This is a genomic window from Streptomyces spinosisporus (genome assembly GCF_022698145.1).
In the GTDB taxonomy this organism is placed as follows: domain Bacteria; phylum Actinomycetota; class Actinomycetes; order Streptomycetales; family Streptomycetaceae; genus Streptomyces; species Streptomyces spinosisporus.
Window position 1 is genome coordinate 120,426 of sequence record NZ_JALDAX010000007.1, and the last position, 13,877, is coordinate 134,302.

The 13,877-nt window shown below is 70.1% G+C and carries 15 protein-coding genes; 6 read left to right on the forward strand and 9 right to left on the reverse strand.

The window, feature by feature from the left end:
* Positions 1 to 123: 123 nt before the first annotated feature.
* The 3 genes from MQN93_RS20000 to MQN93_RS20010 all read right to left on the reverse strand — a co-directional run bounded on the left by MQN93_RS20000 (position 124) and on the right by MQN93_RS20010 (position 1,914).
* On the reverse strand, positions 124 to 618 hold the full coding sequence (locus MQN93_RS20000) for a peptidylprolyl isomerase (RefSeq protein ID WP_242710614.1): 495 nt from the start codon (positions 616 to 618) through the stop codon (positions 124 to 126).
* A 70-nt stretch (positions 619 to 688) separates the two neighbouring features.
* A complete protein-coding gene (locus tag MQN93_RS44230) occupies positions 689 to 1,390 on the reverse strand; it encodes a DUF6624 domain-containing protein (RefSeq protein ID WP_016430957.1) in 702 nt (233 codons plus the stop codon).
* Positions 1,387 to 1,914 carry an ATP-binding protein gene (locus MQN93_RS20010; RefSeq protein ID WP_242710615.1) on the reverse strand — a complete coding sequence of 176 codons (528 nt, stop codon included), beginning with the start codon at positions 1,912 to 1,914 and terminating at the stop codon, positions 1,387 to 1,389. Before MQN93_RS20010 ends, MQN93_RS44230 begins: the two co-directional genes overlap by 4 nt.
* Positions 1,915 to 2,188: 274 nt before the next feature.
* Between MQN93_RS20010 and MQN93_RS20015 the strand changes: the two genes are divergently transcribed.
* From MQN93_RS20015 to MQN93_RS20025, 3 genes are all read left to right on the forward strand, one after another.
* Entirely contained in the window at positions 2,189 to 3,055 is an 867-nt protein-coding gene (locus MQN93_RS20015) for a Sco1979 family transcriptional regulator (RefSeq protein ID WP_016430955.1), read from the forward strand.
* A 3-nt stretch (positions 3,056 to 3,058) separates the two neighbouring features.
* A complete protein-coding gene (locus tag MQN93_RS20020) occupies positions 3,059 to 3,304 on the forward strand; it encodes a DUF397 domain-containing protein (RefSeq protein ID WP_016430954.1) in 246 nt (81 codons plus the stop codon).
* Positions 3,305 to 3,465: 161 nt separating this feature from the next.
* Positions 3,466 to 4,272, forward strand: coding sequence for an SAM-dependent methyltransferase (locus MQN93_RS20025; protein WP_242710616.1), 807 nt, complete (start codon positions 3,466 to 3,468; stop codon positions 4,270 to 4,272).
* Between the two features lie 7 nt (positions 4,273 to 4,279).
* Here MQN93_RS20025 and MQN93_RS20030 read toward each other — a convergent pair whose 3' ends face one another.
* The gene (locus MQN93_RS20030) at positions 4,280 to 5,470 is read right to left on the reverse strand and encodes a Rieske 2Fe-2S domain-containing protein (protein WP_242710617.1); all 1,191 of its coding nucleotides are present in this window, start codon (positions 5,468 to 5,470) and stop codon (positions 4,280 to 4,282) included.
* A 115-nt stretch (positions 5,471 to 5,585) separates the two neighbouring features.
* Between MQN93_RS20030 and MQN93_RS20035 the strand changes: the two genes are divergently transcribed.
* The gene (locus tag MQN93_RS20035; RefSeq protein WP_242710618.1) at positions 5,586 to 6,935 is read left to right on the forward strand and encodes an NAD(P)/FAD-dependent oxidoreductase; all 1,350 of its coding nucleotides are present in this window, start codon (positions 5,586 to 5,588) and stop codon (positions 6,933 to 6,935) included.
* A gap of 7 nt (positions 6,936 to 6,942) precedes the next feature.
* Here the strand turns inward: MQN93_RS20035 and MQN93_RS20040 are convergent, their stop codons facing one another.
* Positions 6,943 to 7,359, reverse strand: coding sequence for a sigma-70 family RNA polymerase sigma factor family protein (locus tag MQN93_RS20040; protein ID WP_242710619.1), 417 nt, complete (start codon positions 7,357 to 7,359; stop codon positions 6,943 to 6,945).
* Positions 7,360 to 7,515: 156 nt separating this feature from the next.
* On the opposite strand from MQN93_RS20040, the gene MQN93_RS20045 reads away from it, so the two are divergent.
* Positions 7,516 to 7,806: a WhiB family transcriptional regulator gene (locus MQN93_RS20045; RefSeq protein ID WP_278190975.1), complete on the forward strand. Its 291-nt coding sequence runs from the start codon at positions 7,516 to 7,518 to the stop codon at positions 7,804 to 7,806.
* 43 nt (positions 7,807 to 7,849) lie between these two features.
* On the forward strand, positions 7,850 to 9,373 hold the full coding sequence (gene qcrB / locus MQN93_RS20050; protein ID WP_242710620.1) for a cytochrome bc1 complex cytochrome b subunit: 1,524 nt from the start codon (positions 7,850 to 7,852) through the stop codon (positions 9,371 to 9,373).
* A gap of 56 nt (positions 9,374 to 9,429) precedes the next feature.
* Here the strand turns inward: qcrB and MQN93_RS20055 are convergent, their stop codons facing one another.
* The 4 genes from MQN93_RS20055 to MQN93_RS20070 all read right to left on the reverse strand — a co-directional run bounded on the left by MQN93_RS20055 (position 9,430) and on the right by MQN93_RS20070 (position 13,846).
* Entirely contained in the window at positions 9,430 to 10,176 is a 747-nt protein-coding gene (locus MQN93_RS20055; RefSeq protein WP_242710621.1) for an SDR family oxidoreductase, read from the reverse strand.
* Between the two features lie 78 nt (positions 10,177 to 10,254).
* Entirely contained in the window at positions 10,255 to 11,955 is a 1,701-nt protein-coding gene (locus MQN93_RS20060) for an FAD-dependent oxidoreductase (RefSeq protein WP_242710827.1), read from the reverse strand.
* 163 nt (positions 11,956 to 12,118) lie between these two features.
* Positions 12,119 to 13,015 carry an RNA polymerase sigma-70 factor gene (locus MQN93_RS20065; protein ID WP_016430945.1) on the reverse strand — a complete coding sequence of 299 codons (897 nt, stop codon included), beginning with the start codon at positions 13,013 to 13,015 and terminating at the stop codon, positions 12,119 to 12,121.
* 66 nt (positions 13,016 to 13,081) lie between these two features.
* The gene (locus tag MQN93_RS20070) at positions 13,082 to 13,846 is read right to left on the reverse strand and encodes an SDR family NAD(P)-dependent oxidoreductase (protein ID WP_242710622.1); all 765 of its coding nucleotides are present in this window, start codon (positions 13,844 to 13,846) and stop codon (positions 13,082 to 13,084) included.
* Between the last annotated feature and the right edge of the window lie 31 nt (positions 13,847 to 13,877).

The window sequence follows — 13,877 nt, forward strand, 5'->3', positions numbered from 1 at the left end:
AGGTGGTGAGACGGCAGTGGGCCGGGGGTGCGGGGCAACAAAAAGGGCCGGGCAGTCGCGCGGTTGCGTCACCGGAGTGACGGAACCGCGGCCGACTGCCCGGCCGAGTCCGAAAAAAGAAAACTAGGCGACGACGCCCGAGTCCTCGATGACGATCTTCTTGGAGGTCGCGCCCGAGCGGGAGCCGAGGGCCTCGACGGCCTTGACGACGTCCTCGCCCTCGACGACCTCGCCGAAGACGACGTGCTTGCCGTCCAGCCAAGGCGTCACGATCGTGGTGATGAAGAACTGCGAGCCGTTGGTGCCGGGGCCCGCGTTGGCCATGCTGAGCAGGAACGGCCTGTCGTGCTTGAGCTGGAAGTTCTCGTCCGCGAACTTCTCGCCATAGATGCTCTTGCCGCCCGTGCCGTTGCCGTGGGTGAAGTCGCCGCCCTGCAGCATGAACTCGGGGATGACCCGGTGGAAGGGCGCGCCCTTGTAGCCGTAGCCGTTCTGGCCGGTCGCCAGCTCACGGAAGTTGCGCGCCGTCTTCGGCACGACGTCGTCGAACAGCCGGAAGACGACGCGACCGAGCTTCTCGCCGTTGGCCGAAATTTCGAAATACACGTTCTCGCTCATGGCTCTGATTCTCCACATCAGGCGCGCCCAGGTCGAACGGGCCCGGCGCACGGGGGTGCGCCCCGCGCGGTCAGCCCGTGATGCGCAGGGCCTGCAGTTGCTCCTGGAGCGGGCCGAGACCGACATCGCTGCGGCGCTCGTCGACGCTCTGCGGATGGCGGATCGGATACGGGCGCAGGGTTCTGGGGCTGATCCGCGTGCCGTAGTACTGGGGCTGGCCCAGGTCGACCGCGCACTGGTCCGCGACATAGGCGAAGTGGATGGCGGGCGTGTGCCCGTCGGCGGTGGCCCGGGCGATCAGATCGCGGCACCGGAGGCGGAAGCCGAGGTCGGGGGAGTGCAGCAGGATCATCACGGCCGCGGTCGACGCGGGCGATCCGACCAGGTCGGCGTGCGGCCACCCGTGTCGCGCGACGATCGCCGCGAGGGCCTCGGCGTTGTCCCGGTGGCACTGCGCGAGCCGGTGCCGCCGCAGCGGCGCGGGGTCCGCCTGCGCCAGCCGCATCAACTCCCGGTCCTGCTCCGCCCTGCCCAACAACTCAACAGCAAGCGCCTCCACATCCCCGTACGCCGACCCGCTTCCGCCATCGACACACTGTCCGGCCGACAGACGGGTCGGGCCATCGGCCGACTGTCGAGCGGTGTCCTTGACGCCGGCACTTCCCGCGGCGGTCGAAGGCTGCGTCCTCGTGGCGGGCGTCGCGCTCTCCGGCGGTGTGACGCCGCGGAGTTCGCTGTTCGTGGTGCCCGGGGCGGGGGCTCGATCCTTCATGGCGTCGCCTCCCGGCGTCCCCGTGCCATCGTGAACCACACTCGTTTGCCCGGGGAGCCCGGTTCGGGGGGTGCGGTGCCCCAGCCGTCGGTGAGGGCGGAGACGATGGCCAGGCCGCGGCCCGACTCGGCGCAGTCGTCCGTCGGCTGCGGTCGGGGTGGTAAGGGGGAGCGGTCGGCGACGATCACGCGGAGTACGTGCTCGGTGCATTCGACGGCGACGGTGATGGTGTCGCCGGGGCCGTGACCGGCATGTCTGACGGCGTTCGCGAAGAGTTCGCCGGTGGCGAGGGCCGCGTTGTCGATCTGCTCGGGGTGCGGCAGCACGGTGGCGAGGCGGTCGGTGACCGTGTGCCGTACCGCGGCGGCCCAGGAGGGGTCGGCCGGGAAGGTCCAACGAAGGAGTTCGTTCGCGGCGGGCCTCGCGGTCCGGGCCCGAACTGCCGCCCTGGGGGCGAACGTTCCGTCACCGTCGTGGACCCGTAAGGACGACGGCGCGCGGCGCTGTGCCCTGAATGCCGTCATCGAACCTCCCTCGTGCGCAGCCCTGTTGCGGGGTGGCTGCTCCGGTGGCCGTGATGAGAACGGCAGACCCGTCCGGACATCAGTTCCCTTGGCGCCAACGGCCGTTGGGCACCACATGAGCGCTCGGTACGACAGGTCACAGGTTCACTATGGCCTCGTGCAAACTCAGCCCGCAACCTTCATTCCGATAATTTCAGATCTATCGCTTCGTTCTGTCGGACTCGTCTCAGCCGTGGCACACTGCAGAGCGTGACGGCCTTTCAGGAGGTTGGACGTGAGCGACAACCGCTCGGGCGGCAGCGCACCGACCGTCCTGAGAATCGTTCTCGGCAGACGCCTGCGAACCCTGCGCGAGCAGGCGGGGGTGTCGTTCGAGGACGCGGCGCGGGCCATCGAGGTGACCCCTCTGACGGTCCGCCGGATCGAGAAGGCCGAGGTGGGCCTGCGGATCCCCTACGTCAGGGAACTGCTGCACACCTACGGGGTCCCCGAACCGGAGATCGACGACTTCCTCGGCCTGGCCAGGGAGGCCAACCAGCCCGGGTGGTGGTACTCGTACCGCGACGTGCTGCCCGAGTGGTTCAAGGCCTATGTGAGCCTGGAGAGCGAAGCCAGCGTCATCCGGCTCTACGAACCCCACTACGTCCCGGGCCTGTTGCAGACGCACGACTACGCCGCCGCGCTGCTGCACGTCGGCTTCCCCAACGAGCCCAAGGAGGAGATCGACCGCCGCGTGTCCCTGCGCCTGAGGCGCCAGGACCTCCTCACCAAGCCGGACGCCCCGACCGTCTGGGCCATCCTGGACGAGACGGTACTGCGCCGGCCCGTCGGCGGGGCCGAGGTGATGCGGGCTCAGATAGACCGTTTGATCGAGGCCTTGGCCAGGCCCAAGGTCCGCATCCAGATCATGCCCGTGTCCGTGGGCGCCCACCCCGGTGCCTTCGGCCCCTTCCACCACTTCCGCTTCGGATTCTCCGAACTGCCCGACGTCGTCTACACCGAGAACCTGACCGGCGCCGTCTACGTCGACCGGCCCGAGGACGTCGTCTCCTATCTCGAAGTGCTGGACCGGATGTCCGTTCAGGCGGAGCCGGTTGCACGAACCAGGGACATCCTGGGTGAACTGCGTAAGGAGCTGTGATCCATGGGATCCAAGGACCGCATCTACAGTGGAATGCCCGCCACCGATCTGGGAGCCGAGGGCTGGCACAAGCCCTGGAGCGGGACCAACGGCGGCAGTTGCGTCGAAGCCAAGCGACTGCCCGACGGCAGCGTCGCCTTCCGTCAGTCCACCAACCCCGACGGGCCCGCGCTCGTCTACACCCGCAACGAGATGATCTCCTTCCTGGAAGGTGCCAAGGCCGGCCAGGCGGACTTCCTCGTCGCCTGAGACGCCCGCGCCCGACCCCGCGAACGGACAACCGGACACGCCCGCACGGCGACCTCCGCCGTGCGGGCCCGCGGCCCCTCGCCTTGTCAACTCGGGTCCCCCACGCAGGCGTTGTCGTTAGGTTGAACACACACCCCGTGACGCACGGCAGGAGAAGCTCCATGGCAGACAGCAAGCCGACCGACCAGGACGCGCTGTCCAAGATCGACACCTCGGTGCCGCACTCGGCGCGCATCTGGAACTACTGGATGGGCGGGAAGGACAACTACGAGGTCGACCGGGTCGCGGGCGACGCCTACCGCGAGACCGCCCCCAACATCGAGACCATGGCCCGCGCCTCCCGGCACTATCTGATCCGCGCCGTCACCCTCGTGGCCGGCGAGCTCGGCGTCCGCCAGTTCCTCGACATCGGCACCGGACTGCCGACGTACGACAACACCCACCAGGTCGCCCAGCGCATCGCCCCCGAGTCCCGCATCGTCTACGTCGACAACGACCCCCTGGTGCTGCGGCACGCCCAGGCGCTGCTCACCAGCTCCCCCGAGGGCGTGACCGAGTACATCGACGCCGACCTGCACGAGCCCGAGAGGATCATCGAACGGGCCGCCAAGATCCTGGACTTCGACCGGCCGGTCGCGCTCATGCTCATGGGCATCCTCGGCCACATCCAGGACTACGAGGAGGCCAAGTCCATCGTCCGCCGCCTCCAGGCCGCGCTGCCGTCCGGCAGTTACTTCGTCCACTACGACAGCACCGACACCGACGCCTCCCTCAAGGACGCCCAGCAGGGCTACGACGACACCGGCGCCATTCCGTACGTGCTGCGCAGCCCGGACCAGGTCGCCGCCTACTACGAGGGACTCGAGCTGCTGGAGCCCGGGATCGTCTCCTGCCCGCTGTGGCGACCCGAGCCGGGCAGCACACCCGAGCCCACGGACATCTACGGCGGAGTCGCCCGCAAGCCCTGACCGCCCGTCACCCGGCAGGGGTGCCCGGCTCTTCGCCACGGCGGCCGGGCGCCGGCGCCGTGCCACCGCACACCGCGGCGGCGGTACCGCACGGCGCGGCCCGGGAGACGATCGGCACGCCGTTGGAGCGCAGCACTTCACGCACGTCCAGGATCAGCGGGAACACCTCGTGGTTGCGGTCCTCGCCCTGCTCGTCCCACGCCCGCTGCTCGGCCTCGACGGCCATCCGGTCCTCGGCGAACACCCGCTCGGTGAAGCGCCGGATGAACGGCCAGGCCAGCTGCAGCGCGCCCGGCACCCGGGGCTTCTCGATCATGAGCAGGCCGTAGACATGGCAGCGGCGCTGCTCGGCGTCCTCCGGCACGTACACGGCCCAGAGCCGGAAGACGGGCCGCTCGGCGCCCTGCGGGACCAGGTCGAGCGTCTGGTACGGGTACTCCGTACGGATGGTCATCACATCGCTGGAGTCGCGGCCGTTGACGCCCTCGGCCGCCAGCAGACCGGCGGCGCGGTTGCGCTTGCCGCCCGCGTGGGTGAACAGATACCGCGCCTCCACCGAGCGTGCGTCGGTCCGGTGGCCCAGCAGTTCCGGGCGGAGCCTGCCGACCACGCCCCGGTGCAGGAACTGGTGGTTCATGTCGAGGAGGTTCTCGTGCATGAACGAGTAGTGGCAGCGCACCGTGCGGGAGAACGTCATGGCCCGATACCGCCCCGAGCCGTAGGCAGGCAGTTCGGGAAGCGGGACGGCCGCCGCCCGTTCCACGGCGCCCGGGAAGACGAAGACCAGACCGTAGGCCTCACGGACGGGGTAGCCGCGCACACCGCGCGGCGGACGGCCGTCGCCCTTGGACAAGTACGGGATCTGCGAGATGCGTCCGTCACCGCGGTAGGTCCACGCGTGATAGCAGCAGCGCAGCGCCTCACCCTCCACCACGCCCATGCTCAGCGGCACCTGACGGTGCGCGCACCGGTCCTCCAGGGCGTACACGGCACCGCTCTGTCCGCGGTAGAGGGCGATGCGCTCACCGGCGAACGCGGTCGCCAGCGCCCTTCCGCCGCGCACACTCCGGGACAGCGCGACGGGATACCAGTGATCGGGATGCGCCCCGATGCGCCGAAGATCGGCGATGCCGGACTGTGGATCGCGATGCGCCGATGGACGATCGCTCCCCGTTTCTACTGATTCGGTATCGGTCATCCCTTTCCTTAGCACATGCGAGACGAACACGGACAGTCCCACGACGGGCTCGCGGCTGTCACGTTTCGCCGCCCTGCACGGTCTACCTGGTGACGACCGACGAGCAGAGGGAACCATGCGTGAGATCGTGATCATCGGTGGCGGCTATGCGGGCTTCTACACCGCCTGGGGCCTGGAGAAGAAGCTGCGGTCCGGCGAGGCGCGGGTGACGGTGATCGACCCTCGCCCCTATATGACGTACCAGCCCTTCCTGCCGGAGGTGACGGCCGGCTCCGTCGAGGCGCGCCATGCCGCCGTCTCGCTGCGCCGGCATCTGCGCACCACCCGGCTGATCGCGGGGACCGTCGTCGAGGTCCGCCACGCGGACCGGCGCCTCACCGTCCGGCCGGTGAACGGAGCCGACCACGAGCTGCGCTACGACCTCCTCGTGGTCACCGCCGGGGCCGTGACCCGCACCTTCCCCATCCCCGGACTGTCCGGGCAGGCCATCGGGCTCAAGCACGTCGAGGAGGCGGTGGCCATCCGCGACCGGCTGATGACCGCGTTCGACCAGGCGGCCTCGCTGCCGCCGGGCCCCGAGCGGCGGAAGCTGCTCACCGTGACGTTCGTCGGCGGCGGGTTCTCCGGCGTCGAGGGCTTCGGTGAACTGCTGTCCCTCGCGACAGCCATGCTCAAGTCCTATCCGGAGCTGAGCGCCGACGATCTGTCCTTCCACCTGGTCGAGGCCAGGGGCCGGATCCTGCCCGAGGTCGGGGACGCACCCGGCGCATGGGTGGTGCGCTCCCTGGAACGCCGAGGCGCGCACGTCCATCTGAACACGCAGCTGCTCTCCGCCGTGGACGGTCATGTCGTGCTCTCCAGCGGCGAGGAGTTCGACTCGGAGCTGATCGTGTGGACGGCCGGCAACGCCTCGAACCCCGTGGTGCACAACCACACGGACCTCCCCGTCGACGAGCGCGGTCTGCTCGTGGTCAGGCCCGATCTGCGCGTGGGCACCGAAAGCGAACCGGTGCCGGACGCGTGGGCGGCCGGGGACGACGCCGCCGTTCCCGACCTGGCCGTGCACACGCCGGGTGCCCGCACCGTGCCCAACGCCCAACACGCCGTACGCCAGGGCAGGTTGCTGGCGAAGAACATCGCCGCCTCCCTGCACGGAGGGAAGGTCCGCGACTACCGCCACGGCAGCCTCGGCGTGGTCGCGACGCTGGGCCTCGGGCGGGGCATCTTCCAGTACAAGAGGCTCGTCGTCAAGGGCTTCCCGGCCTGGCTGATGCACCGGGGCTACCACGTCCTGGCGGTGCCCTCGTGGGAGCGCAAGGTCCGTGTGCTCACGGTCTGGCTGACCGCCGCCCTCTTCGGCCGTGACCTCGTCTCCCTCGCCTCGGTGCAGCACCCGCGGGACGCGTTCGTCACGGGCGGCAACCCGCGGCCGTCCGTGCTCGACGACGCCTCGGCCGGGGCGTAACGCCGGGTCAGGTGCGGGGACCGGGAGACCGGTTCCAGGAGCGCAGCTTGTCCGGGTTGAGGACCACCCAGAGCTGCACGACACGGTGGTCGGCCACATCGAGGCCGATCACCGCGGCGACGCGGCATTCCCAGCGGACGACCAGGCCGGTACGGCCGTTGACGGACTGCGCGCTCCAGGTGGTGCGCGGGCCGCGGGCCGGCAGCGTCAGCAGGGCGCGGGCCACCTGCCGGCTCCCGTGGACCGGCCGGTCCGGCGCCCCGACCCTGCCGCCCCCGTCGAAGAACGCCGTGGCATCCGCGCACAGCAGAGCAGCCAGCACCTCGCCGTCCCCGGACACACACGCGCGTTGCACCGAGCGCACCACGGCCTCCTGCTCCCGCGGCGACGCGGGCCGCACGCACCGCACCCGGAAGTCGTCCATGGGGCGCCCTCCCTCCCGGCTCTCTCCGTATGACCGGGCAGACACCGATCGTGTGACACGCGCCTCCCCGCCCCGGTGTCACACCGGCGCCGGCTGTCCGGTCTCACCTATGAGCGTCCGACACCACTCACGGCGATGCTGGAGGTGCGCTTTCCGATGGCTGTTGAACGAGCAGACCCCACCCTGTCCTGGCATGAACGGGCCGGCTGTCTGGGCCAGGACCCCGATCTCTTCTTCCCCGTGGGCACCAGCGGCCCGGCGCTCATCCAGATCGACGAGGCCAAGGCCGTCTGCGGCCGCTGCCCCGTCGTACGGCAGTGCCTGGACTGGGCCCTGCGGGCCGGACAGGTGGACGGCATCTGGGGCGGCACCACGGAGAGCGAACGCCGAGCGGTGAGCCGGCGCCGGGCCCGCCCCACGCAGGACACGGTCACCACGGCGGCCTGACCACAACTCTTTCGGACAACTCAGGGAACGGTGGTGTGGAGCCGTGGACGACGCCGGCCAGAACAAGGACGTACAAGAGCGGGGCAGGGGCGAACGGGTCGCCGAGTGGGCCGACGGGCGTCTGGGGCTCTACGGCCTGCTGCGGGGAAAGGCGCGGAAAGCCTTTCCGGACCACTGGTCGTTCCTGCTGGGCGAGATCAGCCTCTACAGCTTCGTCGTCATCATCGTCACCGGGATCTATCTCACGCTGTTCTTCCACCCGTCGATGAACCAGGTGGAATACCACGGCAGTTACGCACCGCTGCGCGGACAGACGGTGTCGGAGGCGTTCGACTCGACGATGCACATCTCCTTCGACGTCCGCGGCGGCCTGCTCATCCGGCAGGCCCATCACTGGGCCGCGCTGGTCTTCGTCGCCGCCATGCTGCTGCACATGATGCGCGTGTTCTTCACGGGCGCCTTCCGCAAGCCGCGCGAACTCAACTGGGTGCTCGGATTCCTGCTGTTGGTGCTCGGCATGTTCGCGGGACTGACGGGATACGACCTCCCCGACGACCTGCTCTCCGGAACCGGCCTCGCCGTCGTGAACGGCACGATCCTGTCGATCCCGATCGTCGGCACGTATCTCTCGATGTTCCTCTTCGGAGGCGAGTTCCCCGGAAACGACCTGGTGGCGCGCTTCAACACGATCCACGTGCTGATCATCCCCGCGCTGATGGTGGGACTGCTGGTCGCCCATGTGTTCCTGGCCTTCCGCCACCGGCACACGCAGTACCCGGGCCGGGGACGGACCGAGAGGAACGTCGTGGGCCTGCCGTTCAAGGTGCGCGCCGTGAAGTCGGCAGGGGTCTTCTTCCTGGTCGCCGGCGTCATCCTCGTCATGGCCGCGATCGCCCAGATCAACCCCGTCTGGAAGTACGGCCCCTACCGCGCCGACCAGGTCTCGGCCGGGTCCCAGCCCGACTGGTACATGGGTGTCGCCGACGGCCTGCTGCGGGTCATGCCCGGCTGGGAGATCGTCCTATGGGGCCACACCCTGGCGCTCGACAACCTGATTCCCCTGCTCGCGGGCGTCGGAGTCTTCGTCGCCATGGGCGTCTACCCGTTCCTCGAAGCCCGGGTGACCGGCGACGACCGCGAACACCACTTGCTCGACCGGCCGCGCAACCGCCCGGCACGAACGGGTCTCGGCGTCTCGTGGATCAGCTTCTATCTGATCGCCCTGATCGGCGCCGCGAACGACATCATCGCCACACGCTTCCACGTCTCCGTCGAATCGGTGACCTGGGCGGTCCGCATCGGTCTCGTCGTCGTACCGCCGCTTTCCTACGTCCTCGCCAAGCGATGGGCGCTCGGCCTGCAGCGAAAGGACCGCGACGAGCTGCTGCACGGCCGCGAGACCGGCATCATCAAGCGCCTGCCGAACGGCGAGTACGTCGAGGTCCACGCGCCGCTCAGTCCGGAACGGCTCAGCCTGCTCACGCAGCAGGAGCAGTACGAGGCGATCGGCCCCGGCACCCCGGCCGACGGCGTGATTGCCGATGAAGGGCACGACCGGGCCGGCTGAGCGCCGCAGAGAAAAGAAGAGGGCCCCCGCCAGTCGGCGGGGGCCCTCTCGTGCCGCTACTTCTGCTGCGCCAGCCAGTCGGCGAACCGGGTCTTGGCGAGATGCGCGTCAGGCCCCGGCAGCAGGGTGTCCTCCTGGAGCTCGGCACCCCAGTAGCGCGCCTCGGGGTCCGTGACGACCTTGCGCGGGTCGTCGATGGCGTCGAGCCCCATCCGGATGAAGTCCTCCAGCTCGAACGCCTCCGGGCCGCCGACCTCCACCACGCCGCCCACCGGGTCGCCCACCGCGGCCCGGCCGACCGCCGCCGCCACGTCGTCGGAGACCATGGGCTGGATCTTGGCGGCGGGCAGGCGCACGGTGTCGCCCTCGGTGACCCCGTCGGCCAGTCCCTTCGCGAACTCGAAGAACTGGGTGGCGTGGACGATGGTGTACGGAACCCCGGACGCCTTGATCAGGTCCTCCTGGACCTGCTTGGCGCGGAAGTAGCCGCTGCCCTGCAGGCGGTCGGTGCCGACCACGGACAGCGCCACATGGTGCCGCACGCCCGCCTCGGCCTCCGCCTCGAGGACGTTGGTCGTGGAGGTGCGGAAGAACTCCATGACCGCGTCGTCCGCGAACGAGGGGGAGTTGGAGACGTCCACCACGACCGAGGCACCCTTCAGCACCTCGGCCAGCCCCTCGCCCGTCAGGGTGTTGACGCCGGTGTTGGGCGCGGCCGGAACCGCCTCGTGCCCGTGTTCCTTCAACCCGGCGACCAGCTTGGAGCCGATGAGCCCCGTACCACCGATCACTACGATCTTCATGACCATTCCTTTCGCAGAAATGCGTGCGTCAGGAAAGACCGGACAGCCCCCTCGGCTGTGACAGGGGCGTCCGGCGAATCATTCGGCGAGTTTGCCCTCGGTCGAGACCTCCTCCATCAGCGCGGAGATCTCCTCCGGCACGTCCGGGATGCTTTCGCGGGTGACACCGTCCGACGGCGACCACACGAGGTTCACCCGCAGAGCGGGATCCTGCTCGGGGAAGTCGCTGCGGTTGTGGCAGCCGCGCGTCTCACGGCGCTCCAGGGCCGATTCGAGGGTGGCCCGGGCGGCGAGGGCCGCGGACTTGAGGTCGAAGGCGTGCGCGAGGTCCTGGTAGCCGGCGATGTCCGGGTGCACGCCCACGTCCTCCATCCGCTTCTCGATCGCAGCGAGCTCCGCCAGCCCGGCGCGCAGGCCTTCCTCGTCGCGTACGACACCCGCGTGCTCGGTCATGGTGTTGCGCAGGGCGCGCTGCAGGGCACGTACGTTCTCCGGCCCGTCGGCGGCGAGCAGGTCGTCGACCTCCGCGCGGGCCTCGGCGACGGCCGACGCCGAACGCGGCTGCGCGGTCAGGGACTCGGAGTAGGCGGCGGCCGCCCGGCCGGTGAGCCGGCCGAACACCAGCAGCTCGATGAGGCTGTTCCCGCCGAGGCGGTTGGCCCCGTGCAGACCGCTGGACGCCTCGCCGATGGCGTACAGGCCCCGTACGTCGGTGCTGTGGTCCTCGGGCCGCACCCACACCCCGCCCATCGAGTAGTGGGCGGTGGGGGCGATCTCGATCGGCTCGCGGGTGATGTCGAGCATCTGCAGGTCCAGCAGCGTCTGGTAGACGCGGGGCAGCCGCGTCATGATCGTCTGCCGGGGCAGATGCGAGACGTCGAGCCACACACCGCCGTTCGGGGTGCCGCGCCCTTCCTTGATCTCCGTGTAGGAGGCCAGCGCCACGCGGTCACGGGTGGACAGCTCCATGCGTTCGGGGTCGTAGCGCGACATGAACCGCTCCCCGAGCGCGTTGCGCAGGATGCCGCCCTCGCCCCGGGCGGCCTCGCTGACCAGCGTGCCGGCCGCGTTCTCCGGCTCGATGATGCCGGAGGGGTGGAACTGCACCAGCTCGGCGTCGCGCAGCCGGGCGCCCGCCTCCACGGCGAGGCGGAAGGAGTCGCCCGTGTTCTCGTCGCGCCGCGAGGAGGTGCGCCGCCAGATGCGGGTGTGGCCGCCCGCCGCGAGGATGACGGCGTCCGCGTGGATCAGATACCGCCTGCCACTCGTCAGGTCGAAGCCGTACGCGCCGAAGACCGCGCCGTCGTGCACCAGCAGCCGGGTGATGTAGACACCGTCAAGGACCGGGATGTCGAGCTGCTGCGCCCGCCTGACGAGGGTGCGCTGGATCTCCAGACCGGTGTAGTCGCCGGCGAAGGCGGTCCGGCGGAACTTGTGCGCGCCGAAGAAGCGCTGCGAGATCCGGCCGTCCTCCTCCCTGGCGAAGGCCATGCCGTACCGCTCCAGATCGTCGATGCCGCGGGCGGCGCCCCGGGTGACGATCTCGACGGTGCGGGGATCGGCCAGCAGATAGCTCTCCTTGAGCGTGTCCGCGGCGTGCTGCTGCCAGCTGTCCTCGGGATCCATGGTGGCCAGGGCGGCGTTGATGCCTCCGGCGGCGAGGGCCGTGTGGGCGTCCTCCTTGGGACGCTTGCCGACCGCGAGAACGTCGAGGCCGGCCTCGGCCAGCTCGATCGCCGCGCGCAGGCCCGCTCCTCCGGTGCCGATCACCAGCACCATGGTGGAAAGACGTTGTTCGGTGATAGCCACGGTGTTCTCCGAGTTCTCCGCTGACCAGGGTGGACACTCAGTAGGACCGGGCAGGGGAGGCATCTGTGACACCGCCTCGTGCACGGACACCGCCTCGTGTACGGACACCGCCTCGTGTACGGCGGCGGCTCGCTCAGCCGTCGAGCGAGGCCACGTACGGTGCCAGCTTCGCCGGGTTCATGACCCACAGCAGACGCTCGATGCCCCGCTCGGACGCCTCGATGTTCAGCAGGGCCACGGCCTTGCCGCCGGACGAGACGAGCATGGCCGGCCGGCCGTTGGCCTCGACCTCGCGGACCTGTGCCCCCGGCCAGAAACGCGGCGCGAACGCCGCCAGGTACTTGGCCACGTGCAGCCGTCCGACGACCGGGATCCTGGACGCCCCGCGGATGCCTCCGCCGTCGGTGTAGCTGACCACGTCCGCGGTGAGCACGTCCTCCAGCGTCGCCAGGTCGCCGTTCTGCGCCGCGGCGAGGAACACCTCGAGCAGCCGCCGGTGGGCCTCGGGACTCGCGGGCTCCCGGCGCTCCGCCGACAGATGCCTGCGGGCGCGGCTCACCAGCTGACGCGTGTTGGCCTCGCTCGTCTCCAGCATCTCCGCGATCTGCCGGTACGGATAGTCGAAGGCCTCCCGCAGCACGTAGGCGGCGCGTTCGACCGGGTTCAGCTTCTCCAGCAGGAACAGAACCGCCATGTCGAGCGCCTCGGCCCGCTCCGCGCCCAGCTGCGGATCCCTGGTCGTGTCGACGGGCTCCGGCAGCCAGGGCCCGGTGTACGTCTCGTGCCGCTTCCGCGCGGACTGGGCGACGTTGATCGCCAGCCGGGAGGTGACCGTGACCAGGAAGGCGACCGGGTCCACGATCTCCGTGCGATCGGTGCGCTGCCAGCGCAGCCAGGCCTCCTGGACGACGTCCTCGGCCTCGGTGGCACTTCCCAGCACGCGATAGGCGATGCCGAAGAGCCGGGGCCGCGCGGCCATGAACTCCCGCGTCGCCCGGTCGAGAGAGCCTGTGTCATCCCCGGCGCGCATGCGTCCTCCAGAAGTGGATCACCATGCTACAAGCGGCACGACGGCGGCGCCGTGCCGAGAGAGAGCTCAGGCGAGTTCGAGTCCTCCGTCGGTCGTCAGCACCTGACCGGTGATGTGGGCGCTCCGCGGATCGGCGATGCGCAGGATCCAGTCGGCGACGTCCCCGGGGCGTCCGAGACGGCCCGTCGGGATGCGCTCCCGCTCCTGGCTGCGCACCGCGGCGACGTCGCCCGGCGACAGCCCGGCCGAGGCCAGCACCTCGGTCTCCGTGGGACCGGGGGCGATCGCGTTCACCCGTACACCCTCCGGGGCCAGTTCGAGCGCCCAGCTCCGCGTCAGCTGTTCCACGGCGCTCTTGGTCGCGGCGTAGTGGGCGCCGCCCGCCAGGGGCCGGTGGCCGTAGGTGCTGGAGACATTGACGATGGAGCCCGACGACGCGCGCAGATGGGGCAGGGCCGCGGCGGCGAGCAGGCTCGGTGCGGTGACGTTGAGTTCGAAGAGTGTGGTGACGACTCCCCGGTCCGTCTCCGCCAGGGGCATCAGGGCGGTGGCACCGGCGTTGTTCACCAGCAGGTCGAGCCGGCCCCACATGGCGACGGCGGTGTCGACGGCGACGTGCGCGGCGCCCTCCGCGCAGATGTCGAGCGGCAGGACCGCGATGTCGGAGTGCGCGCGAGCCGTCTCCTCCAGTGCCTCCTTGCGGCGCCCCACGCCGAGGACACGGGCCCCCGACTCGGCGAGGGCGATCGCGGTGGCCCGGCCGATGCCCGACCCCGCCCCCGTGACGATGGCAACTCGGCTTGCGAAGGGCAGGGTTGAAGCGCTGGACATGGTGCCTCTCGGTGCGATGTGCAGGGTGTGC

Bases quoted from the DNA above. Each gene is read 5' to 3' on its own strand.
- MQN93_RS20070 (WP_242710622.1), bottom strand. From the start codon at position 13,846: ATGTCCAGCGCTTCAACCCTGCCCTTCGCAAGCCGAGTTGCCATCGTC.
- MQN93_RS44230 (WP_016430957.1), bottom strand. From the start codon at position 1,390: ATGAAGGATCGAGCCCCCGCCCCGGGCACCACGAACAGCGAACTCCGC.
- MQN93_RS20000 (WP_242710614.1), bottom strand. From the start codon at position 618: ATGAGCGAGAACGTGTATTTCGAAATTTCGGCCAACGGCGAGAAGCTC.
- MQN93_RS20035 (WP_242710618.1), top strand. From the start codon at position 5,586: ATGCGTGAGATCGTGATCATCGGTGGCGGCTATGCGGGCTTCTACACC.
- MQN93_RS20060 (WP_242710827.1), bottom strand. From the start codon at position 11,955: ATGGTGCTGGTGATCGGCACCGGAGGAGCGGGCCTGCGCGCGGCGATC.
- MQN93_RS20030 (WP_242710617.1), bottom strand. From the start codon at position 5,470: ATGACCGATACCGAATCAGTAGAAACGGGGAGCGATCGTCCATCGGCG.
- MQN93_RS20010 (WP_242710615.1), bottom strand. From the start codon at position 1,914: ATGACGGCATTCAGGGCACAGCGCCGCGCGCCGTCGTCCTTACGGGTC.
- MQN93_RS20055 (WP_242710621.1), bottom strand. From the start codon at position 10,176: ATGAAGATCGTAGTGATCGGTGGTACGGGGCTCATCGGCTCCAAGCTG.
- MQN93_RS20025 (WP_242710616.1), top strand. From the start codon at position 3,466: ATGGCAGACAGCAAGCCGACCGACCAGGACGCGCTGTCCAAGATCGAC.
- MQN93_RS20040 (WP_242710619.1), bottom strand. From the start codon at position 7,359: ATGGACGACTTCCGGGTGCGGTGCGTGCGGCCCGCGTCGCCGCGGGAG.
- MQN93_RS20020 (WP_016430954.1), top strand. From the start codon at position 3,059: ATGGGATCCAAGGACCGCATCTACAGTGGAATGCCCGCCACCGATCTG.
- MQN93_RS20065 (WP_016430945.1), bottom strand. From the start codon at position 13,015: ATGCGCGCCGGGGATGACACAGGCTCTCTCGACCGGGCGACGCGGGAG.
- MQN93_RS20045 (WP_278190975.1), top strand. From the start codon at position 7,516: ATGGCTGTTGAACGAGCAGACCCCACCCTGTCCTGGCATGAACGGGCC.